The 20,928-nt window shown below is 56.6% G+C and carries 20 protein-coding genes and 1 tRNA gene; 9 read left to right on the top strand and 12 right to left on the bottom strand.

Annotated features, from left to right (window positions below):
- Positions 1 to 2: 2 nt before the first annotated feature.
- On the bottom strand, positions 3 to 1,121 hold the full coding sequence (locus tag U2949_RS16570) for an NAD(P) transhydrogenase subunit alpha (RefSeq protein WP_321288920.1): 1,119 nt from the start codon (positions 1,119 to 1,121) through the stop codon (positions 3 to 5).
- Positions 1,122 to 1,777: 656 nt separating this feature from the next.
- On the opposite strand from U2949_RS16570, the gene U2949_RS16565 reads away from it, so the two are divergent.
- Genes U2949_RS16565 through U2949_RS16555 form a run of 3 tightly spaced genes read left to right on the top strand, consistent with a single transcriptional unit; the run spans position 1,778 to position 5,521 of the window.
- The gene (locus U2949_RS16565; protein ID WP_257723467.1) at positions 1,778 to 2,827 is read left to right on the top strand and encodes an ABC transporter ATP-binding protein; all 1,050 of its coding nucleotides are present in this window, start codon (positions 1,778 to 1,780) and stop codon (positions 2,825 to 2,827) included.
- A 5-nt stretch (positions 2,828 to 2,832) separates the two neighbouring features.
- Positions 2,833 to 4,500, top strand: coding sequence for an ABC transporter permease (locus tag U2949_RS16560; RefSeq protein ID WP_080655543.1), 1,668 nt, complete (start codon positions 2,833 to 2,835; stop codon positions 4,498 to 4,500).
- 16 nt (positions 4,501 to 4,516) lie between these two features.
- Positions 4,517 to 5,521, top strand: coding sequence for an extracellular solute-binding protein (locus tag U2949_RS16555; protein WP_257723468.1), 1,005 nt, complete (start codon positions 4,517 to 4,519; stop codon positions 5,519 to 5,521).
- A 243-nt stretch (positions 5,522 to 5,764) separates the two neighbouring features.
- On the opposite strand, the gene U2949_RS16550 is transcribed toward U2949_RS16555, so the two are convergent.
- A complete protein-coding gene (locus U2949_RS16550) occupies positions 5,765 to 6,358 on the bottom strand; it encodes a phenylacetic acid degradation protein PaaY (RefSeq protein WP_026484253.1) in 594 nt (197 codons plus the stop codon).
- A 113-nt stretch (positions 6,359 to 6,471) separates the two neighbouring features.
- Here U2949_RS16550 and U2949_RS16545 point away from each other — a divergent pair, with 113 nt between their 5' ends.
- From U2949_RS16545 to U2949_RS16535, 3 genes are all read left to right on the top strand, one after another.
- A complete protein-coding gene (locus tag U2949_RS16545) occupies positions 6,472 to 6,729 on the top strand; it encodes a hypothetical protein (protein WP_042484033.1) in 258 nt (85 codons plus the stop codon).
- 215 nt (positions 6,730 to 6,944) lie between these two features.
- Positions 6,945 to 8,015 carry a nitrilase gene (locus U2949_RS16540; protein WP_321288914.1) on the top strand — a complete coding sequence of 357 codons (1,071 nt, stop codon included), beginning with the start codon at positions 6,945 to 6,947 and terminating at the stop codon, positions 8,013 to 8,015.
- A 211-nt stretch (positions 8,016 to 8,226) separates the two neighbouring features.
- A complete protein-coding gene (locus U2949_RS16535; protein WP_321288912.1) occupies positions 8,227 to 9,210 on the top strand; it encodes an AraC-like ligand-binding domain-containing protein in 984 nt (327 codons plus the stop codon).
- 24 nt (positions 9,211 to 9,234) lie between these two features.
- On the opposite strand, the gene U2949_RS16530 is transcribed toward U2949_RS16535, so the two are convergent.
- The 10 genes from U2949_RS16530 to cysS form a co-directional block, all read right to left on the bottom strand.
- Positions 9,235 to 9,594, bottom strand: a complete 360-nt coding sequence (locus U2949_RS16530; protein WP_257723471.1) for a DUF4870 family protein — start codon at positions 9,592 to 9,594, stop codon at positions 9,235 to 9,237.
- Positions 9,595 to 9,683: 89 nt separating this feature from the next.
- Positions 9,684 to 10,607: a prohibitin family protein gene (locus tag U2949_RS16525; protein ID WP_080655542.1), complete on the bottom strand. Its 924-nt coding sequence runs from the start codon at positions 10,605 to 10,607 to the stop codon at positions 9,684 to 9,686.
- Positions 10,597 to 10,737 (bottom strand): hypothetical protein, encoded by a 141-nt coding sequence (locus tag U2949_RS16520; protein WP_022983530.1) that lies wholly within the window; start codon positions 10,735 to 10,737, stop codon positions 10,597 to 10,599. The genes U2949_RS16525 and U2949_RS16520 overlap by 11 nt, the downstream gene beginning before the upstream one ends.
- A 172-nt stretch (positions 10,738 to 10,909) precedes the next feature.
- Positions 10,910 to 11,470 carry a hypothetical protein gene (locus tag U2949_RS16515; RefSeq protein ID WP_230940584.1) on the bottom strand — a complete coding sequence of 187 codons (561 nt, stop codon included), beginning with the start codon at positions 11,468 to 11,470 and terminating at the stop codon, positions 10,910 to 10,912.
- A gap of 418 nt (positions 11,471 to 11,888) precedes the next feature.
- Positions 11,889 to 11,981: transfer RNA gene (locus tag U2949_RS16510), tRNA-Ser, on the bottom strand.
- Positions 11,982 to 12,041: 60 nt separating this feature from the next.
- Positions 12,042 to 13,295 (bottom strand): aspartate kinase, encoded by a 1,254-nt coding sequence (locus U2949_RS16505; protein WP_022983529.1) that lies wholly within the window; start codon positions 13,293 to 13,295, stop codon positions 12,042 to 12,044.
- Between the two features lie 167 nt (positions 13,296 to 13,462).
- Positions 13,463 to 14,410: a tRNA lysidine(34) synthetase TilS gene (gene tilS / locus U2949_RS16500; protein ID WP_276539612.1), complete on the bottom strand. Its 948-nt coding sequence runs from the start codon at positions 14,408 to 14,410 to the stop codon at positions 13,463 to 13,465.
- A 130-nt stretch (positions 14,411 to 14,540) separates the two neighbouring features.
- On the bottom strand, positions 14,541 to 15,506 hold the full coding sequence (locus U2949_RS16495; RefSeq protein ID WP_257723473.1) for an acetyl-CoA carboxylase carboxyltransferase subunit alpha: 966 nt from the start codon (positions 15,504 to 15,506) through the stop codon (positions 14,541 to 14,543).
- A gap of 26 nt (positions 15,507 to 15,532) precedes the next feature.
- Positions 15,533 to 16,204 carry a DNA-3-methyladenine glycosylase family protein gene (locus U2949_RS16490; RefSeq protein WP_042483969.1) on the bottom strand — a complete coding sequence of 224 codons (672 nt, stop codon included), beginning with the start codon at positions 16,202 to 16,204 and terminating at the stop codon, positions 15,533 to 15,535.
- Entirely contained in the window at positions 16,189 to 17,640 is a 1,452-nt protein-coding gene (cysS, locus tag U2949_RS16485; protein ID WP_009457813.1) for a cysteine--tRNA ligase, read from the bottom strand. The genes U2949_RS16490 and cysS overlap by 16 nt, the downstream gene beginning before the upstream one ends.
- A gap of 264 nt (positions 17,641 to 17,904) precedes the next feature.
- Between cysS and U2949_RS16480 the strand changes: the two genes are divergently transcribed.
- The 3 genes from U2949_RS16480 to U2949_RS16470 all read left to right on the top strand — a co-directional run bounded on the left by U2949_RS16480 (position 17,905) and on the right by U2949_RS16470 (position 19,986).
- Positions 17,905 to 18,516, top strand: coding sequence for a tetratricopeptide repeat protein (locus U2949_RS16480; protein WP_321288906.1), 612 nt, complete (start codon positions 17,905 to 17,907; stop codon positions 18,514 to 18,516).
- Between the two features lie 170 nt (positions 18,517 to 18,686).
- Positions 18,687 to 19,196: a peptidylprolyl isomerase gene (locus U2949_RS16475; RefSeq protein WP_045931048.1), complete on the top strand. Its 510-nt coding sequence runs from the start codon at positions 18,687 to 18,689 to the stop codon at positions 19,194 to 19,196.
- The gene (locus tag U2949_RS16470; RefSeq protein ID WP_321288905.1) at positions 19,186 to 19,986 is read left to right on the top strand and encodes a UDP-2,3-diacylglucosamine diphosphatase; all 801 of its coding nucleotides are present in this window, start codon (positions 19,186 to 19,188) and stop codon (positions 19,984 to 19,986) included. Before U2949_RS16475 ends, U2949_RS16470 begins: the two co-directional genes overlap by 11 nt.
- Positions 19,987 to 20,928 lie beyond the last annotated feature (942 nt).

Below are 20,928 nucleotides of genomic sequence, written 5' to 3'. Positions count from 1 at the left end.
CGTCAGGCTCCCTGCTGTGGAAAGAGTCGTTTGCCACCCTGTACAACACGGCTGGCATTCACAATGTCGTCGTCCGCAGGGATATGCAGCTCGTCAGACTGATCCTTGAGCATCAAGCCCAGGAACTGTTGAATATTGCGTGCATACAAGGCAGACGCATCCGCCGCCACACGGGCCGGAAAGTTGGTCTCGCCCACCAGGGTCACGCCATATTTCTCCACAATCTGGTCGGCTTCAGTCAGGGCGCAGTTACCGCCACGCGCCGCAGCCAGGTCAACAATGACCGAACCTGCCCGCATGGACTGCACCACTTCCTCGGCAATCAGACGCGGGGCAGGACGCCCCGGAATCAAGGCCGTGGTGATGATGACGTCGGCCTGGGCGCAACGCGCCGCCACTACCGCCGCCTGCCGTTGCAACCAGGAAGCCGGCATGGGACGGGCATAACCGCCAACCCCTTGCGCTGCTTCGCGCTCTTCGTCGGTCTCGTAGGGCACATCAATAAACTTGCCGCCCAGGGACTCGATCTGCTCACGCGCGGCAGGACGCACATCAGAGGCTTCTACCACCGCCCCCAGACGACGTGCCGTGGCAATCGCCTGCAAACCGGCCACACCCGCGCCCAGCACCACAACACGGGCCGCTTTGACGGTACCTGCCGCGGTCATCATCATGGGAAAGAATCGGGGATATAAGGTGGCCGCTTTCAGCACTGCGGCATAACCCGCGATATTGGCCTGAGAGGACAGAACGTCCATGCTTTGCGCCCGCGTGGTACGCGGGATCAGCTCCAGGGCGAACGCCTGGCAGCCCGAAGAAGCCAGCCTGTCCAGACCCTGACTTTCGTAAGGGTCCAGCATACCGACGACCACATGCTCGGCACGTAAACGCGCCGAATCCACATCAGCCGGGCCCACTACCAGCAGCACGGTGGCTTGATAGGGATCTCCTATCGTTGCCCCTGCTGCCTCGTAATCAGTATCCGAGCTGGCAATCCCCTGTCCGGCACCCGCCTCGATAATCACATCATGGCCCGCCTTTCGGTATGCCTTGATGGTATCGGGCGTGGCCGCTACCCTCTTTTCCCCGGTCTCCCGGGGGCTTAGTACACCCAGTCGCATCTTCAATCTCCAGTTAATTAACTAACTTCTACGATCTCTGACGACGTGCAGTACCCGGATGGGTGAGTCTGTCACCACGTGGACACGACCCAACAACCTCTCCGGCCCGGTGTGTGTTTGCCCTCAACACCGGAACACCATCTATAAATTCGGATGTGCAAAAAACAGGCCTGGCGCAGACCGGCCTGAACAGGATAGAAACCTACCCTTTAGTGTCCCTCTCCCACTCCTGCCCCTTGCAGGAAACTGTCATTCTTTTTGAACTCACTATAAGGGCCTTTATTTGACACAAGAAACCCCGACCCGCACTAGACCGCTTTAGACGAAAAAGCAAGACACATTACTACCACCTGATTATCGCAATATGATGCCTGTTCGACGGGATTTTTTTTTCTTGCCCACTGGGTAACACTGAGTACATCAGCCTTTGCTACGGACTTAGACGCCTGATAATTAAAACTACAAGCATTGGCCTGCTGCTAAGATAGCAACTTCCTATAAAACTTGTCACTAACTTGTAATTAATGTTCGTGTTCACGCCCCGGTGATGTTTGCGTCGCTACTGGCCGCTGAACCACTTCTTTTTAAAGCCTAGGCAACCGCCCCCTTGATGCGCGGTTTACCTGCACTACTCAGTCCCAGGCTGATCTATCCCCATGGCAGACATCCACATCGATCACGTAGTGAAACGCTACGGCAGCAATACCATCATCAATGAACTGAGCCTGCAAATCCGGCATGGCGAGTTCTTCACTTTATTAGGGCCCAGCGGCTGCGGCAAAACAACCTTGCTGCGCATGATTGCCGGTTTCATCATTCCTGATGAAGGCCGCCTGTTTCTGGACAAGGAAGACATTACCTACCTGCCCGCGCACAAGCGTGAGACCGGCATGGTGTTCCAGGACTACGCGCTGTTCCCCGATAAAACCGTGTTTGACAATGTGGCTTACGGCTTGCGGGTACGCAAGGTCAGCAGCAGCGAGATCAAGAAAAAAGTCGCTTACATTCTGGAGCGTGTGGAACTGGGTGGCATGGGCGAGCGTTACCCGGCTGAGCTGTCCGGAGGCCAACGCCAGCGTGTAGCCCTGGCCCGCGCCCTGGTAATCGAACCCCGTGTTCTGCTGATGGACGAGCCTTTGTCCAACCTGGATGCCAAGCTGCGTATTCAAATGCGCCAGGTCATCCGCGAGTTGCAACAGGAATCCAATATCACGGCTATTTTCGTGACGCATGATCAGGAAGAAGCCCTGTCCATGTCGGACCGTATTGCCTTGCTGCGCCAGGGCCGTATCGACCAGCTCGATACCCCCGAAGCCATGTACTCCACACCACGCACTGCCTATGCTGCCGACTTTATTGGTGCGGCCAACCTGATCGACACCCTGGGCGTGCATGTGGAAGCTGATCACACCACCGTCAGCATTGCCGGTGGGCACATTATGGTGAACAACCCGCCGCCTGCCGGCCAGGTACTACTGGCAGTGCGCCCTGAAAACATCACTTTGCATACCGAAGCCCTGGCTAGCAGCATTCCGGCCCAGGTTGTGGCTCGCCAATATCTGGGAACCAAAACGGCCTACAGCCTGAAACTGAGCGATGGTAAGCAAATTATTGCCGACGTTGCCGCTGCCCAGGACCCGCATCTGTCTGCAGGTGCTTCGGTGAACCTGAGCTTTAGCCCTGAATGTCGTCTGGTCGAGGCGTAAGACCCATGGCTATTGCTGCAAGACCCCTGGCCCTTCGTTCTCCCTGGTTCCTGCCCGCCCTGGTCTGTCTGGTGGTGCTGGTGTTCTGGGTTGTCTGGCCACTCGCCTCCCTGTTCTATCAAAGCGTGATCGACCCGGCAACGGGCATGCCCAGCCTGCACGGCTTTGAAACCTTCTTTAGCGACCCACGCTATGTTGAGGCCTTCTTCAACACCATCAAGCTGGGGCTGATCTCCACGATAGGGACGCTGCTGCTGGGTGCGCCACTGGCCTATGTGGTGGCTCGCTACGACTTCCCCGGCAAGGCCATTGTGGCCATCCTGCCCCTGACCACCATTGTGCTGCCGGACATCATCGTCTCGCAGGCCTGGCTGATGCTGCTGGGCAATAACGGTGTGGTGCGTCTGGCCCTGGAAAGCATTGGTATTGACCTGCCCAGTTTCTACGGCTGGTTTGGCATGTCCTATGTGCTGATCCTGAACGATTACACCTATGTGTATATCGGCATGCTGGCTGCACTCAAGGCCATTGACGGCACGCTGGAAGAAGCCGCCGTGAACCTGGGTGCCAGCAACTTCAAGCGTGCGCTTAGCGTCACCTTCCCGGTGCTGATGCCTGCCTTGCTGGTCAACGCCATGATTGTATTCACGCTGGCCGTGGACAACTTCTCCATCCCCATGATTCTGGGCGGTCAGGTCGATGTGCTGTCCTCGCTGACCTACACCACCTTTCTGTCCGAGATGAGCGGCAACCCCACCATGCAAGGTGTGCTGGCCGTGGTGTCCGTGATTCTGGTCGGCGCGGTGTTGTTCATCCAGAAGCGGGTCCTGGAGCGCAAGACCTTCCAGATGCAGCAAGGCCGCGCCCCGCGCCCGGTTCGTGCTCAAGGGCTGGCCGGTATCTTGCTGACCATCGGTGCGGTGCTGTTTGTGACCTTCTCGCTGATTCCGGCCTTTATCGTGCTGATTGGTGCCTTCACCAAAGCCAGCGGCCCGGTCATGCAATACGGCACCTTCACGCTGGACAATATGGAGCGTGCCCTGCGCTACGCCCCCGAGCCCATCTTGAACTCGCTGATGCTGGCCAGTGTCGCCACCATTGCTGGCACCTGCTTTGCCACTATCTGCAGTTACCTGATCGTGAAAAAGCGCTTGTTCGTGGTGACCGCGCTGGACTATATGGTGATGCTGCCTTTGGCTATTTCCGGCACCGTGCTGGGTATTGCCCTGATCCAGACCTACAACAGCGGCATGCTGGTGCTGACTGGCACCTGGGTGATCATGGCCGGCGCGTACTTTGTGCGTAAAGTCCCCTTCTCCATTCGCTCGGCCTCGGCCTCGCTCTACAACATTCCTGACTCTATCGAGGAGGCCTCCATCAATCTGGGTGTCAGCCCCTTCCAGAGTTTCTTCAAAGTGGTTCTGCCCTTGATGAAGCCTGCCATTCTGGGTGCGGCCATCCTGATGTGGGTCACTTCACTGGCTGAAATTTCCGCCACTATCGTGCTGTATTACGGTGGTATGGAGACCATGCCCATCCAGATGTTCCGTCAGATCGACGCAGGCTTCCTGGCCCGCGCTTCGGCCTATGGGGTGATCTTGATGGTCGTGATTCTGGTGCCGATTTATCTGGCTATCCGTTTTCTCAAGCTGGATCTGTTTTCCAGCCGCTAATCTAAAAAGGCTCACTATGCTGACTACACGTTTTCTGAAAACTGGTCTGGCACTCTCCCTCAGTGTCGGCGCCCTGTCCCTGTCCGGTGCCGCCCTGGCCGCCAATGCCGTGATGTACACACCCAACAATGTGCAAACCATTGATACGGCGCTGGAAATTGCTCGCAAGACCGCGCCTGACCTGTCCATTCAACAAGTGACCTCGGGCGCTGGTGCCTTGATGAAACGTATCGAAGCCGAAGCACAGAACCCGCTGGGTGACGTGGTATGGGGCACTGGCTACGGCACCATGGCGGCTTTCCAGCAGAACTTTGAAGCCTACGAATCGCCCGAGAACAAGGCCATTCCTGAAGCCTTTCATGGCAAGGACAGCCTGTGGACCAGCTCCAACGCCCACGTCATGGTCATCATGGCCAACGAGCGCCAACTGAAAGGCCAGGCCGCTCCCAAAACCTGGTCCGATCTGTTCGATCCCCAGTGGAAAGGCAAGGTCATTATTGGTGACCCAGCCTCGTCGGGCAGTGCTTATGACCAGGTTTACGGCATCTACCAACTGTACGGTGCTGAAGGCCTGCAAAAGCTGGCAGCTAACGTAATCGTGTCCAAGAGCTCGGGCCAGGTCTACAAAAGCGTGGCTAACGGTGAGTACCCCTTGGGCGTGACCATGGAATACGCGGCCTACGCTTACGTGGCCGGTGGTCAGAAAGGCATTGAGCTGATCTACCCTGAAGACGGTACCTTCATCGCCCCTGAAGGCGTGGCCGTGATCAAGAACCCCAAGAACGGTCAGGAAGCAGCCCGCAAACTGGTCGACGTTCTGCTGTCCAAAGAAGTCCAGGAAGCCGAACTGGTGGAGAACTTCCGCCGTCCTACTCGCAGCGACATCAATGTGGCCGAGCTGACCAAGTTGCCTAACCTGGATCAGATCAAAGTGGCCAACATCGATCCTTTGAAGGCTGCTGCCGAGTACGAAACGGTCATCGAAGCCTGGAAACAGGCTTTGGCTGCAGCAGGCAAATAAGCCGGAGAAGTTCAGAGCGCAATAGCAAGGCGTGGTGGGCCTGCCCCACCCGCCTGCTGGTCCGCACTGAATGGAAAAACCCCTTGATGCTGGATTCTCATCCGGCCCTCAACGGGTTTTTTTATTGCCTGAAATACGTGAGCAAAAACGGCTGCTTGGTGACATATTCCAAGCACTTTCAGACCGGCTCCAGAACTGCCTTGCGCTCGGGAAGCAACAAGCCAGGAGAAAGACTGAGCCGCCTTATTTATCCACTGGATAGATCTGGTCTTCACGCAAACGCGGGCGGTCTGCTTCCACTTCCTTCAGAGGCTCCACGCGCTGCATGGTTGCCAGGGATCGCTGGGCCAGACGCTGGTACATGCGCGTACCGAAGAACTTGCCATCAATGGCTTTCTGATCCAGCTCCTTGACCACCGTAGCCGGAGAACCCGCCACCAGACTGCGCGGAGGCACCTGCATGCCTTTTTTCACAAAGGCCATGGCACCAATAATGCTGTCTGCACCGATGTCCGCCGCGTCCATGACGACCGCATTCATGCCCACCAGCACATTGCGGCCAATGACGCAGCCGTGCAGCACTGCGCCGTGTCCAACGTGGCCATCCTCATGCACCACCGTGTCCTGATAAGGCGTGCCGTGAATAACACAGGTGTCCTGAATGTTGGAGCCGGCCTTCATGATGATGCGCCCGAAGTCCCCTCGCAAACTGGCCAGAGGGCCGATGTACACGCCCTCACCAATAATGACGTCACCAATCAGTACAGCGGTAGGATGAACATAGGCCGTGGGATGAACCACGGGCACCAGCCCATCAATAGAATAAATATTTTGCATACCTGCCTCGTACAAAAAGCCTGCACCCACGGCCGGCCCCAGGTCCGGCCAAAAATACGATCATAGCTGCTACAGACCGATATAATGCGCCGTACTCTTTCTTTTTGCATCCTATGAGCATGTTGTATTACTGGCTGGCTTTTTCCTTGGGCATGGTGTTTTACGCCGCCTACTTGTCGCAGTCCTTTTTGCTGTCGCAAGGCATCCTCTACATGAAGGAAAAAGATCAATCGCCGCCCCTGCTCTGGCTGTTCACCCGCCTGATCGGCTTTATTCTGCGCACCATTCCCGGCTTGCTGATGCGCCCCATCCCCCTGATTCTGTGGGTCGTGGGCATGGGGCTGACGGTGCAATACAGCTTCGCGCTTTAAGCCAGGCAGCCCCCAACCCTCTTGTTCACTGCACGGACGGCCAGGATGGGGGACTCCCGCTCCCCCTGCTTGCGACTCCCAGTCAAGCATCCTGCGCCTGTCAGTCAATTCATCGCCACCTTCCCCTCCTACACTGACGCAAACCAAGACGACCGGGCTCGGTAAGCAGCGCGGTCTGGCGATCAGGATCGCGGATACCGCGACAAGGAGGATGTATGCAGACAAGAAAAATCGTCCGGGCAGCCGCCGTACAGGCCGCCTCTCCCAACTACGATCTGGCAACGGGTGTTGATAAAACCATTGAGCTGGCTCGTCAGGCCCGCGATGAGGGCTGTGACCTGATCGTGTTTGGTGAAACCTGGCTGCCCGGCTATCCCTTCCACGTCTGGCTGGGCGCACCGGCCTGGTCGCTGAAATACAGTGCCCGCTACTATGCCAACTCGCTCTCGCTGGACAGTGCAGAGTTTCAACGCATTGCCCAGGCCGCACGGACCTTGGGTATTTTCATCGCACTGGGTTATAGCGAGCGCAGCGGCGGCAGCCTTTACCTGGGCCAATGCCTGATCGACGACAAGGGCGAGATGCTGTGGTCGCGTCGCAAACTCAAACCCACGCATGTAGAGCGCACCGTATTTGGTGAAGGTTATGCCCGTGATCTGATTGTGTCCGACACAGAACTGGGACGCGTCGGTGCTCTATGCTGCTGGGAGCATTTGTCGCCCTTGAGCAAGTACGCGCTGTACTCCCAGCATGAAGCCATTCACATTGCTGCCTGGCCGTCGTTTTCGCTATACAGCGAACAGGCCCACGCCCTCAGTGCCAAGGTGAACATGGCTGCCTCGCAAATCTATTCGGTTGAAGGCCAGTGCTTTACCATCGCCGCCAGCAGTGTGGTCACCCAAGAGACGCTAGACATGCTGGAAGTGGGTGAACACAACGCCTCCTTGCTGAAAGTGGGCGGCGGCAGTTCCATGATTTTTGCGCCGGACGGACGCACACTGGCTCCCTACCTGCCTCACGATGCCGAGGGCTTGATCATTGCCGATCTGAATATGGAGGAGATTGCCTTCGCCAAAGCGATCAATGACCCCGTGGGCCACTATTCCAAACCCGAGGCCACCCGTCTGGTGCTGGACTTGGGGCACCGAGACCCCATGACTCGGGTGCACTCCAAAAGCGTGACCAGGGAAGAGGCTCCCGAGCAAGGTGTGCAAAGCAAGATTGCCTCAGTCGCTATCAGCCATCCACAGGACTCGGACACACTGCTAGTGCAAGAGCCGTCTTGATCCCAAAAGATGACAAGGCCCGGACAGTTTGCCCGGGCCTTGATTCCTTCTGCTCCCCGGCCCTGCATCCGCATCGTCCTGGTCGGAAATTATCGACCCCTGCCACTCTTTCTGGTCTGGCTCAAACCAGAGATCTTGCCTGATACTTAGTCAGTCCAGTTGATCGCAGTCCCTGCCGTCAGCCTTTGGACCCAAGACGGAGAGATCATCAATGGAGCAATGGTCCACCACGGCAGTTCCCGCTACTCGGCGCGCCCCCTATTGGATGGAGGCCGTCAACAAAGCTTACGTGCAGCTGGAATGCGCCGTCCCCTCCCGTTCCGCTACCCCTTTCTTCGGGGCCATTACGCGACGTGAACTGGCAGAGGTGAGCCTATCTCGTATCTCCTCGACCACCCAGACCGTGCTGCGCACGCCACTGCAAATTTCCAGAGCATCTGAGGATATTTTTCTGCTCAGTATTCAAGTGGCAGGAGCGGGACAACTAATTCAGGATGAAAAGACCGCTAAACTGAAACCCGGCGATCTGGCCCTGTACGACTCCACCCGCCCCTATCAACTCCTGTTTGACCAGGACTTTGAGCAGTATGTCCTGTCTTTGCCCGGCTCCATCCTGCGCAAGCGTTTGCGCAATGCCGAAGATATGACAGCCTGCAAAATAACCAGCGCCCAATCCGGCACGGCACGCCTGCTCGCCTATATGGTGAGCGAGCTGATGGCCTGCCCACCAACCGGCGGGCCTATTGTGGATCTATCACTTGCCGACAGCCTGGTCGGTATTCTGGTGGCAGCGCTGGCCGAGAATCTGGGCAGCCCGTCCTTAAAGGACGATACGGGAACCGTGCGGCGCGACCGGATCAAAGCCTATGTATTGGAGAATCTGCGCGACCCCGAGCTGAATATAGGCAAGATTGCCAATCGCCTGGGCCTGACAGCCAGCACCGTGCATCGCGCCTGGGAAGGCGAGGCCGACTCACTGACAAACTGGATTTGGTCCATGCGCCTGCAAGGCGCTGAACAGGATTTGCGCCGTCTAGCCTATCACCACAAGACCATCACTGAAATTGCGTATCACTGGGGCTTCAGCAGCTCTGCCCATTTCAGCCGGGCATTTCGGCAGCGCTTTGGTGTGCCGCCTAAAGAGGCCCGCGAAAGTATGCGGGCCCAGGTCCAAACAAACACGATGCCTATCTGATCCGGCGGTCCAGCGATCAGGCGATCAGGCAATCGCCTTGCCGTCATTCAGAGCCAGCAGGCCCTTGATCAGACGGTACAGAATCCACACGCTGACAATCACGATGGTCACGAAACCGACCAGAATCGCCATCAACAAGACAGACAGCGCCACACCAAGCAATCCCCACCAGAACGTACGGATTTGCCAATCAAAGTGCGATTCCAGATAGGTGCCGCGCACTTCATCGCGCTTGATGTAGTTGATGATGATGGCGACCAGGGCGGTGATGCCGCCAAACATGGACAAGATGTACAGCGCGTAATTGATCAGAGTCAGATTACGCAGACTGACCAACTGGTTTGTACCGTCGCCTTGTGGGACCGGGTTCATTTCTTCATTCATCCGTAACTCCTTGGAAAAACAAACGGTAGCGTTACCTATCCCGTAACGCTACCGAAGAAAACCTGTTCAGGTCAGTGACTGCCCGGAGATTAACGCAGTCCAATAAATGGCATGGCGGAACCGGGAACCAGGCTTTCTGGCAACTTACCGTCCCATTTTTCCACCGCATTCAAATTGACCAGATTGGTATTCTGGGCCAATGCCTGGGCCCTGGCAGAAATGGCCTTGGCTTCGGCGTCACCACGCAGGCGAATACCGTCCGCTTCGGCCATGTAGCGTTCGCGCTGAGCGCGGGCTTCTGCTTCAGCCTGAACCACTTTGATTTCAGCCTGAATGGAAGCAGTTTCTTTTTGCTGGCGGGTGGTTTCAATTTGAACCTGAGCCAACATGCGGTTTTCAATCGATTGCTCGTAGGCTTTGGAGAACGACACTTCCTCAACCTGCACACCCATCATTTGCAATGGAGCGGACTCCAGGGTCACGCGCATGGCTTCGTTGATGTCAGCACCCAGCTTCTCGCGATTCTGAATCGACTGAGCAGCAGTGTACTTACCAAACACGTTCTTGATCACGTCCAGAGCCTTACGTTCCAGCAAGCGGGCTTCCAGGGCATCAAGTGAACCGTACTCGGAATACAGCTGAGCCACATCAGTTTCAGGCACGCGGTACGTTACCGAAGCCACCATGGAGGCGGACTGCTGGTCAAAACTATACGCCTCAAGCTGCATGCGAACCGTGTGATCACGTACCGAAATGGTACGTACCGTGTCAAAGAACGGAACCTTGAAGTCCAGGCCAGGTTCGGCCACGCGAACCAGCTTACCGTTACGCAGCACCACGCCACGTTCACCCTGGTCTACCTGCAAGAACGAGCCCATGGAGGCCACGATCAGGATCAGGAAAATAACAACCGCCGCTCCCAGGAAACCCAGTCCCTTGGAGTAGTTGGCAGTGCCACCTTCTGGCTTTGTTTTAGCAGCCAGTTTCGTAAATGGATTTTTATCAGTGCTCATCACGGCTTCCTTTATGTGGCTGACGCGTCTGGTCTTTTAATTGACGACGTTCCACCATCAGTTGCCGTATGCCTTTGGCAATCAGGTAGGCCAGCACAGCGGCCCCCAACAAAATCAAGATGATACGCATGACGCTTCAGTCTTCCCACTAGATTTCAGTCAGAGCGCAATTATCCCCGATTCCTTCTGTCACGCTCAGAAAAGAAGCGTCAAAATATGACAAATGGACAGTATTGCTGGTAACAAATCTTGAACAGGCGCCATGGCGACGCCCGTGAAAATGGAAAAAGCGGATTCGTTGCTTATTCGAGGGAAGCCAGGGCAGCGTCCAGCTCAGCCAGATGAGCCTGTACCGGCGGTACATCGCTACGGGTTGCAACCAGTCGCAGGATATGGTTTTTACTGATCTGGAAGGTACGCATCAACTGCTCCAGTTCAGCCGTGGAGTATTGGCGTGCGTTATCGCGCAAAGCCGCTTCCAGCGCATCCAGTTGCTCGTAAACCGAGTCCAGATCTTCGCGCTCCTGGATATAGAGACGAGTCAGCCAGATATGGCGTCCCACGCTATCCCATTGCTCCAGCCCGGCAAAGCCATACTTTTGCGTCAGGCTGTTCAATTGACGATAAATGTCCGAACCGCGCTCGACCTGATCCACCTCCAGCATGGGTGGGAAGCCGTCTGGCAGACCGCCATCCCAAACCGGCTCGCTACGCTCCACGGTTTGCAGCACCGGCAAGATCTCACCCAGGCTTTGCACATAACGAGTCACGACCTGGTCATCCAATGCCAGCTCAGTTGACGATGCCAAAAAAGGCAGGCCCATCAAGGCCATGCTACAGATACAGAGGACTCGTTTAATCATCGCTCGCCCTAAAAAACAAGACCACCCGTCTTGAACGACGTAAAACACATTCGTCGATTGTAAGCACGGGAATGACTGCTTTTCTTTGCCTGTGCCAAAAACGACACAGCCTTTTCAATCCTCAACCGCCCTGGATTGAAAAGCCTTGCACTTTAAAAATTCATGCTGTTTGAAACGCTGCCGCCAAGGACTCTCTACGATTTCACTTCGCCTGAGTTGGCAAAAATAAAAAAGTAACAATTATTTTTTGTTCTTGTGTTTGGTAAGGCGTAATGCCCGTCCTGTTGTCGCTCTTGCTGCCTGAACCAGAGCCAGGTTTGCACAAAGCCAAACTTGAGCGCGGGTCCGAACACGGGCAGCGCTATGCGCCAGACAATAAAAAAAGCCCTTGAAAACAAGGGCTTAATTTAATTCCAGCTGGCGGAGACGGAGGGATTCGAACCCTCGATACGGGTATAAGCCGTATGCTCCCTTAGCAGGGGAGTACCTTCAACCTCTCGGCCACGTCTCCAGCTCTAGGAAAGAAGTAACTATAGCATTTTTAAAAAACCAATGCAAATAGCTAAAGGGATTATTTTTCCTGATCCAGCTCGAACGTCTTGTGCAGAGCACGCACCGCCAATTCCATGTACTTGTCGGCAATAATCACCGAGGTCTTGATCTCGCTGGTGCTGATCATCTGGATGTTGATGCCCTCTTCGGACAAGGCGCGGAACATGGAGCTGGCAATACCAGCGTGGTTACGCATGCCGATACCGACGATGGACACTTTGCACACGGCTTCGTCAAATACGATTTCGCCAGCACCCACAGCCGGGCCGACCTGGTTCATCAGCAGTTCCTTGGTACGCAGCGCGTCATTGCGGCTGACGGTAAAGGAAAAGTCTGTGGTGCCCTGAACCGACAGGTTCTGCAAAATCATGTCGACTTCGATGTTGGCCGCTGCGATGGGGCCCAGAATGGAATAGGCCACGCCGGGAGTGTCGGGAACGGCACGCAGGGTGAACTTGGCTTCATCACGGCTGAAGGCGATGCCAGAGACAACGGCAGCTTCCATTTTTTGGTCTTCCTCGAAAGTAATCAGCGTACCCGAAGACATTTCTTCTTCGAGCGAAATCATGGGGTCGGTCATGGAGGACAAGACGCGCACAGGCACCTTGTACTTGCCAGCAAATTCTACAGACCGGATTTGAAGAACTTTGGAGCCCAAAGAGGCCATTTCCAGCATTTCTTCAAAGGACAGCACTTTCATGCGACGTGCTTCGGGCACGACGCGCGGGTCGGTGGTGTAGACACCATCCACATCGGTAAAGATCAGGCATTCGCTGGCCTTCATGGCAGCGGCAACAGCCACTGCGGAAGTATCCGAGCCACCACGACCCAGGGTCGTGATATTGCCTTCATCATCCACACCCTGGAAACCGGTCACAACGACCACACGGCCTGCGTCCAGATCCTGGCGAATGCGGGTGTCATCAATAGAGCTAATGCGGGCACGGGTGTAGGCATTGTCGGTCTTGACGGGAACTTGCCAACCGGCATAGCTGCGGGCGGGAACGCCCTGGGCAGCCAAGGCCATGGCCAACAAAGCGCTACTGGCTTGTTCGCCCGTAGCGGCCAGCATATCCAGCTCGCGTGGATCAGGCTGAATGCTCAGTTCTTTGGCCAGGCCTAGCAAACGGTTGGTTTCACCGGACATGGCCGAAGGAACCACCACAACTTGGTGCCCGGCGGCATGCCATTTGGCAACCCGACGCGCCACATTCTGGATGCGCTCGATCGAGCCCATCGACGTGCCGCCATATTTATGTACGATCAGGGACATCTTTTACTCTGCATCAAAGGGCTAAGGTCTGGGATAGACACAAAACCCAACTATTCTAACGACTTTCTGTGCCCCAAGCGCAGGCTCTACCACATACACACGCAAAAAAACACATACTTTGTCGACTCAACACCATAGCCCACGCTCCTGCCACAGGCCACCCCAAACTACTTACTTGCTTGATCGGCCACCAGGCCTGCTTGCTGGTCGCCTGGACCGGCAGATTCGATCTGCACCCGGCCTCGCACACAGCGCACCAGGTTCTGTCCATGCTTCCACATCAAATTTCTGTCGTGCCCCCGGGCATGCAGCCCGCGCAGTTGCTTGAGCAGTTCTGCCAGACGCGCGTGCGTAGGCAAGCCAGCGCCCTGCTCCTGCAACCAATAACGGAGCACCAGGCTTTGCCGCGCTGGCTCCAGGCTACGCCACGCCACCAAACTGAAACTGCGTCCTGTTTCATCAGGTTCCAGTGTCTGCCAGTCCTGGCTGGCCACACTATCCAATACTTCCTGCGTTTCGCGGCTTAGCTGGGCTTGACGCTGCAAACGGCTTTGCCAGCCCGGCCAGCGCGCGTCGAGTACAGGCGTGAGCAAATCGCGCACTGCGCCACGGGTGTAATCAGGATTGATATTGGTGGGATCTTGTACCGCATGCCAGCCCGTGGCTGCGGCAAACGCATCACTGGCTTGAAGAATAAGTGCCCTGGGCTGCTCCAGCCAGGGTCGCCAGTACTGCAATTGATCGCGCTGCATACGGGGTGCCATCGCCCCCAGACCGGTTGTACCCGTGCCACGCAGCAAACGCATCAGAACTGTTTCGGCCTGATCATCTTGATGATGAGCCAGCAGTACATGCTGCAAGCCAACAAAGCGCGCCAGTTCAGCCAGGCCCTGATAACGGGCATCACGCGCGGCGGATTCCATGCCATCAGCGCTTAGACGGCGGGACTGTACCTGGACCCGCAAGCTGTGACAGGGTCGCTGCAAACGCGCAGCCAGGTCATGCACATGCGCTTGCCACTGATCGGCAATGGCTTGCAGGCCGTGATGAATATGGAAAAAATGAAGTGTGACTTTGCGGCGGCTGGCCCAAAAATGGGCATGTACCGCCAGCATTGCCGAGTCCGCACCACCACTCAAGGCTACCGCGACTGTGTCGCCGCTTTTAAAACTTAGGTGATGGTTAAGCGCCTCCAGCAGCGGGGGTGAGGGGCTAAAGCCCCCCAGCTGACTGGAAGGCAATGGATCAGGCACGAGCTTCCTGATAACGGCCGTAGGCCAGGAGACGTTCCATACGCTGCGCCAGCAGCTGTTCGGTGCTCAGGCCCGAGACCTGACGCAAGGCATCAGCCAGGGCACGGCCCAATTGGCGCGCCATCATGGTGGGATCGCGATGTGCGCCACCAATGGGCTCGTTGATCACGCGATCGACCAGGCCCAGTTCTTTCAGACGGGGAGCGGTAATGGCCAGGGCCTCAGCCGCCACGGGCGCCTTGTCCGCACTACGCCACAGAATCGAGGCACAACCTTCGGGCGAGATCACGGCGTAGGTGGAGTATTGCAGCATGGAGACCACGTCACCCACGGCAATCGCCAACGCACCACCCGAACCGCCTTCACCAATAATGGTGGAGATGATAGGTACACGCAGTTTGGCCATGGCAAACAGGTTATGACCGATTGCCTCGGACTGACCACGCTCTTCAGCGCCAATACCAGGGTAGGCGCCGGGAGTATCAATGAAGGTAAAGACAGGGATACCAAATTTTTCCGCCAACCTCATCAAGCGCAGGGCTTTACGGTAGCCTTCGGGGCGCGGCATGCCGAAGTTGCGACGGGCACGCTCTTTGGTATCACGACCTTTCTGGTGACCAATCACCATGCAAGGCGTACCGTTGAAACGGGCCAGACCACCCACAATTGCCAGGTCGTCCGCATACATGCGATCGCCATGCAGTTCGTGAAAGTCCGAGAAGATCTGGTTTACATAGTCCAGGGTGTATGGACGTTGTGGATGGCGAGCAACCAGGGCCGTTTGCCAAGGCGTGAGCTTGGCGTAAATGTTCTTGGCCAGCGTCTGGCTTTTTTGCTGCAGACGGCTGAGTTCCTCTGAAATATCCACAGCGGAATCAGATTGCACATAGCGGAGCTCTTCGATTTTGCCTTCGAGCTCGGCCAAAGGCTGCTCAAATTCCAGGAATGTATTTCGCATGTCGGTTCTTAAGGTTTAGGCCTAATTTAATATCGTACCGCAACTGTGTTCAGACTGCGCCACAGATGCCAGGTAGCCACCGTGCACCACGGTGCCCACGCTTGAGCAACTTCACGCGCCTCGAACCGGGATACCGGCTCGCCGCTGAAATAGTGCTGAGAGATTGCCTTGAGCAGGCCCGCATCATCCAAAGGGAGAACATCGGGCCTGTGCAAGTTGAAAATCAGAAACATATCAGCCGTCCAGCGACCGACGCCACGAATGGCGCACAGGTCCGCAATAACGGCTTCGTCAGACAGGGACTGCCATGCCTGGGGGTCGATTTTACGAGCATCAAAGTGAGTCGCCAAATCAACAATATATTCGGCCTTGCGTTTGGGCAAACCCAAACCATGCAGGGCCTCGTAACCCAGCTCCAAAATAAGTTCAGGCGAGAGCGCCTGGCCGCAGCCGTCCAGCAGCTTGCGCCACAGCTGGTCCGCCGTACGCGAGGCCAGTTGCTGGCCCACGATGGAACGCACCAAAGTGGTGAAAGCCGGAGCCTGATGTTGCAGCCAGTAGTCGCCATGCTGGGGGATGAGCTTGCGCAAGATACGATCGCGCTTCATCAGCTGGGCGCACGCGTCGTCCCAGTAATCAGGTTTGCCCACCAAACGAACTTGAGGGCCGGATTGAACGCCGCTTAGGCCCTGCGCCATTGTGTTGCTCCACCTGGCCGATCTTCCAGCTCTACGCCCTGCTCTTTAAGCTGCTCACGGATGGCGTCGGCGCGCGCAAAGTCGCGGTTCTGTTTAGCCTGGCCGCGTTCAGCCAGAAGCTCGTCAATCTGAGCGTCGCTCAAGGAATCGGCACCGGCCACGCTGGCCGCCTGACCAAAGCGAGTGCTGGCTCGCCAGTAGACGGCCGGGTCCACTTGCAACAGACCAATCACGCCACCCAGAGCGCGCATCAAACCGGCGGCCTGCGCATCCTTGTCGCGGTTGGCTTGCCCTGCCAGTTCAAACAGAACGGCAACAGCGCCAGCCGTATTGAAATCGTCGTTCATGGCTTCGGCAAACGCCAGAGCGGGGCCTTGAGTCCAGTCAATCTGGACATCGGCGGCAGGAACGTGTTGAAGGGTCTGGTACAGACGGTCCAAAGCCTGCTGAGCATCGCGCAGATTATCTGGCGCGTAGTTTTGCAAGCTGCGGTAATGATTGCGCACAATAAAGAAGCGCAGCATTTCAGCTTCACGCGGATTGGCGATGTAGCTGCTTTCTTCGTCGGCCAGACCTTCGGGGGCCACGGTATCGCGAATGCGACGGAAGTTGCCCAGGGACTTGGACATTTTCTCCGAGTCCACCATCAGGGGACCGCAGTGCATCCAGACATTGGCCAACTGGCCGCCAAAGGCGCCTTCCGTTTGGGCAATTTCGTTTTCGTGGTGAGGGAACTTCAAGTCCGGGCCACCGCCGTGAATATCCAGGGGCAGACCCAGCAGTGCCTTGCTCATGGCCGAGCACTCGATGTGCCAGCCTGGACGACCCAGGCCGTACGAGGATTCCCACTTGGATTCAGCGGGCTCGTCTTCTTTAGCCGACTTCCACAGCACAAAATCCAGAGGGTCACGCTTGGCCGAGTTCAGGGCAACACGCTCACCGGCACGCAGATCATCCAGGGAGCGGCCCGACAGCTTGCCGTAGCCGGGGAACTGACGCACCGCGTAGTTCACATCACCGTCTTCGGACTGATAAGCCAGTCCGTTTTCTTCCAGCTTGGCAATAATGCCCAGCATATCGGGCACATGCTGTGTGGCACGCGGCTCCGAATCGGGGCTTTGCACGCCCAACGCCTTTTCGTCGGCATGCATGGCTGCAATATAGAAGTCCGTCACCTGAGACATCAATTGCTTGCGCTCGACGGCACGGCGGATGATCTTGTCATCAATATCGGTAATGTTGCGCACATAGGAGACGCGGTAGCCGCTTGCTCGCAACCAGCGCTGCACGATGTCAAAGCTGACCAGCATACGAGCGTGTCCCAGGTGACAGAAGTCGTACACCGTCATGCCACAGACGTACATACGTACGTGGCCCGGTTCAACCGGAGAAAACACCTCTTTAGAGCGTGACAACGAGTTATAAATGCGCAACATGGCCTGTAATCGTCATAAAATCGGAACCTTGTGCCAGAACAATTGCCCTTGGATCAGGTTCCGTATTTCCCGCCCGGCAAGAGGCAAGGTTAGAATGATGGTCAATAAGTATAGCAAGCAGACCTCGTTAAAGGCAGCAATCTACCAACCTTCCTGGTCTTCAAGCCAGATTTTATAGGCGCCCCCTCTGTGTTCAGTACACCTAGACGGACTCGGTTTCTCGCTCCTTGCACCCTGGCCCTTTTTCTGGCCCTGGGTCAAGCCGTGAGCGCCCAATCCCTGCCCGATTCGCCCCCGTCCAGCGCGCGAGTGAACGATCCCCTGCTGGATATCGCCCCCGAACCTGAACGTGGCTGGAAAGGTCTGGCCCGTGCCCTGGACGTGCTGGCCCCCAGCGTCGATACCTCTTTGCCGCTTAGCGCCGCTGAAGTCAGCCAGCGCATCAGCACCTTGATTGCCCAGGGTCGCCATGCCGACGCCTTGCAGGCGATCGAAAAACAGCTGGAGCAACGCAAGGACCGGGGCGAGCCCGGTGCCAATGTGCAACTGCTGTTTTTGAAGGCACGCGCCCTGTCGGCCAGTGGTGACCACAATGGCGCCATCAGCCTCTACCAGAACATGACCACCTATTACCCGGAGTTGCCCGAACCCTGGAATAATCTGGCAGCCGAGTACATTGCGCAGGACAAGCTGGACCTGGCCCTGGAAGCCCTGAAAATGGCTTTGACCGCCGATCCCTCCTACGCACTGGCCCGCGCCAATATGGGTGAAGTCCAACTGATGCTGGCCAATGACACCTACCGTCAGGCCGCCGCCAGTGGTGTGCCCAAAGCAGCCCAGCGTGCGCAACAAACTGGCCAAATTCTGCAACAATAAGATTTTTTCCTTGACTGGGTTGTCCCTATCTTATGTTTGCAAGCACATTTCAATGGTGTGATCAGGCTCGCAGCTTGCGCACCCTGCTTATTGCTGCCTGTATGGCTATGCCTATGATGAGCAGTCCGGCTATGGCAGCAGATTCTTCCACTTCTTCTGAAGGCACTTCTATGAGCACCTCTCCACGCGTCCAACTGCAGACGAACCAGGGCACCATCCTGATCGAACTGAACGCAGAAAAAGCCCCCAACACCGTAGCCAACTTTGTGGACTACGTGTCCAGCGGTTTTTACGATGGCACCGTGTTTCACCGTGTGATCAACAACTTCATGATCCAGGGCGGCGGCTTTGAGGCCGACATGAAGCAAAAAGCGACCAACGCTCCTGTCAAGAACGAAGCCGACAACGGTTTGAAGAACGACAAGTACACCCTGGCCATGGCTCGCACCTCCGACCCACACTCGGCTACGGCTCAGTTCTTCATCAACGTGGCTGACAACGACTTCCTGAACTTCACCGCTCCTACCGCCAATGGCTGGGGCTACGCCGTATTTGGCCGCGTGATCGAAGGTATGGACGTGGTCGACAAGATCAAGACCGTGCGCACCGGCAACAAGGGCTTCCACCAAGACGTGCCTGTTGAGGACGTCGTTCTGGAAAAAGCCACGCTTGTCGAATAAGCTCACGCTTGCGGGCAACATCTGGATTGCCGCGGACCTGCATCTGGGTCCGGACAATCCAGACACCGTCCAGGATTTCCTGCAGTTTCTGCACTCCGCCCAGCATCAAGCTCATGCCTTGATCCTGGGCGGTGATATTTTCAATGCCTGGATTGGTGACGATCAAATCGCCCACCCTGCTCCCTGGCTTGCTCAAGTCAGTGAGGCGCTGCGCACATTCGCGCAGCAGCACCCGCTTTATCTGATGCGCGGCAATCGCGACTTCCTGCTGGGCCAAACCTACGCCCGCCATGTCCATGCCACGCTATTGCCCGATCAAGTCATCCTGGACACCTCGGCCGGTTTGATTCTGATGTCACACGGCGATGAGTATTGCCTGGACGATCTGGCCTATCAACGCTTTCGCTATTGGGTACGCAAACCCTGGCTGCAAAAGCTGTACCTGGCCTGTCCGTTAAGTCTTCGCCAGCGCATTGCCGACTCTGCCCGTGCGGGTAGCCAGCGCGGCAAGCAATACAAGTCCAAAGACATTATGGATGTGCAGCCTGCAGCTATTGTGGCAGCCTGCGAGGCGCATCCTGTGCAGGCCATGGTTCATGGCCATACACATCGCCCTGCAGTACATGACATTCCCGGCTTTGAGCCGGTACGCCGCTGGGTACTCCCGGATTGGGAATCTGACTCCTCGGAAGGAGGACGACGGGGCGGCTATATCAGCATTGAAGGTGTACAGATCTGCTTGCACCAGTGGGGGCAAGAGGATCAGTGTCAGACACTGGGACCTCAGTAAGAGTGACTTCACCTACAGCCAGCTAAATTTGAGCTCCGCGTCTTTTTATACCTTCTTGCGATAAAACCTGTTTTTCCTCACACGGTGCTGGTGGCAGGAATCAAGGTGGCTGCATAAGCATTTTTGAGGGGGCAATTGGGCTCGACCTGGCGGGTCTCCGGCCCGTGCTACGCACGGGTTCCCTGGTCTCTTGCAGTATCCAGGCGCCCTGTGAACTCGCGGGGTGGTTCGTCCCCCGGACGAACCACAAGCGCCCCGCTCAAACAGCACAGGGCTTGCATCCTGGATACTGCAAGAGCCTGCGGCCAGAGCCCTGACTCGCCCGTCGAGCCCAATTGCCCCCTCAAAAACGCAAAAGAGACCGTGATTTTTGCCAACAAGATACTTTCACTCGCGGCTACTAAAGAGAACCACCGAAAACTGGTATCGGGCCCCAACACAATCCATCAGCACCATGATCAGCAAGGCTGCTTGTCCCCTCCTCACTGTGAGCCTCTCGGTTCGTCTGCCCCGGTATCCGGGGCGGTTCAGACTGCTTGCCGCAGGCGGTGCTCGGATACGGGGTGCAAGCGCCCTTCTGTTTGAGCGGGGCGCTTGTGTCTTGTCCGGGGGACAAGACACCCCGCGAGTTAAGGGCGCGCCCGTATCCGAACACCGACAAGGGCACCGGTGCACAGCACCGGCAAGTAGTCAGCCCGGATACCGGGGCAGACGAACCGAGAGGCGTCTTGCTGAGACCAAGCTCCCTTCAATGAACCGCAGCGTATCAAAGGCAAGACAAGACAAACCAGGCCAGACTAAATGACGGGCGACAAACCCGCTATTTACTAACAAACCCCAGAACACAATAGTCACCGAAAAGTGCCTATCAAGTTGGTACATCGCTAGATAAGCGAACAGACAGACGGATAGATAGGTAGGTAGGTAGGTAGGCAAAGTATG

It is taken from the genome of Alcaligenes phenolicus (assembly GCF_032063905.1).
GTDB classification, from domain to species: Bacteria; Pseudomonadota; Gammaproteobacteria; order Burkholderiales; family Burkholderiaceae_B; genus Alcaligenes; species Alcaligenes phenolicus.
This window is presented reverse-complemented; position numbering and strand designations above follow the sequence as displayed.

What these genes read in the sequence shown, in the direction of transcription:
- U2949_RS16570 (WP_321288920.1), bottom strand. Translation starts at nt 1,121, where the DNA reads ATGCGACTGGGTGTACTAAGCCCCCGGGAGACCGGGGAAAAGAGGGTA.
- U2949_RS16565 (WP_257723467.1), top strand. Translation starts at nt 1,778, where the DNA reads ATGGCAGACATCCACATCGATCACGTAGTGAAACGCTACGGCAGCAAT.
- U2949_RS16560 (WP_080655543.1), top strand. Translation starts at nt 2,833, where the DNA reads ATGGCTATTGCTGCAAGACCCCTGGCCCTTCGTTCTCCCTGGTTCCTG.
- U2949_RS16555 (WP_257723468.1), top strand. Translation starts at nt 4,517, where the DNA reads ATGCTGACTACACGTTTTCTGAAAACTGGTCTGGCACTCTCCCTCAGT.
- U2949_RS16550 (WP_026484253.1), bottom strand. Translation starts at nt 6,358, where the DNA reads ATGCAAAATATTTATTCTATTGATGGGCTGGTGCCCGTGGTTCATCCC.
- U2949_RS16545 (WP_042484033.1), top strand. Translation starts at nt 6,472, where the DNA reads ATGAGCATGTTGTATTACTGGCTGGCTTTTTCCTTGGGCATGGTGTTT.
- U2949_RS16540 (WP_321288914.1), top strand. Translation starts at nt 6,945, where the DNA reads ATGCAGACAAGAAAAATCGTCCGGGCAGCCGCCGTACAGGCCGCCTCT.
- U2949_RS16535 (WP_321288912.1), top strand. Translation starts at nt 8,227, where the DNA reads ATGGAGCAATGGTCCACCACGGCAGTTCCCGCTACTCGGCGCGCCCCC.
- U2949_RS16530 (WP_257723471.1), bottom strand. Translation starts at nt 9,594, where the DNA reads ATGAATGAAGAAATGAACCCGGTCCCACAAGGCGACGGTACAAACCAG.
- U2949_RS16525 (WP_080655542.1), bottom strand. Translation starts at nt 10,607, where the DNA reads ATGAGCACTGATAAAAATCCATTTACGAAACTGGCTGCTAAAACAAAG.
- U2949_RS16520 (WP_022983530.1), bottom strand. Translation starts at nt 10,737, where the DNA reads ATGCGTATCATCTTGATTTTGTTGGGGGCCGCTGTGCTGGCCTACCTG.
- U2949_RS16515 (WP_230940584.1), bottom strand. Translation starts at nt 11,470, where the DNA reads ATGATTAAACGAGTCCTCTGTATCTGTAGCATGGCCTTGATGGGCCTG.
- U2949_RS16505 (WP_022983529.1), bottom strand. Translation starts at nt 13,295, where the DNA reads ATGTCCCTGATCGTACATAAATATGGCGGCACGTCGATGGGCTCGATC.
- tilS (WP_276539612.1), bottom strand. Translation starts at nt 14,410, where the DNA reads ATGCTGGCGGTACATGCCCATTTTTGGGCCAGCCGCCGCAAAGTCACA.
- U2949_RS16495 (WP_257723473.1), bottom strand. Translation starts at nt 15,506, where the DNA reads ATGCGAAATACATTCCTGGAATTTGAGCAGCCTTTGGCCGAGCTCGAA.
- U2949_RS16490 (WP_042483969.1), bottom strand. Translation starts at nt 16,204, where the DNA reads ATGGCGCAGGGCCTAAGCGGCGTTCAATCCGGCCCTCAAGTTCGTTTG.
- cysS (WP_009457813.1), bottom strand. Translation starts at nt 17,640, where the DNA reads ATGTTGCGCATTTATAACTCGTTGTCACGCTCTAAAGAGGTGTTTTCT.
- U2949_RS16475 (WP_045931048.1), top strand. Translation starts at nt 18,687, where the DNA reads ATGAGCACCTCTCCACGCGTCCAACTGCAGACGAACCAGGGCACCATC.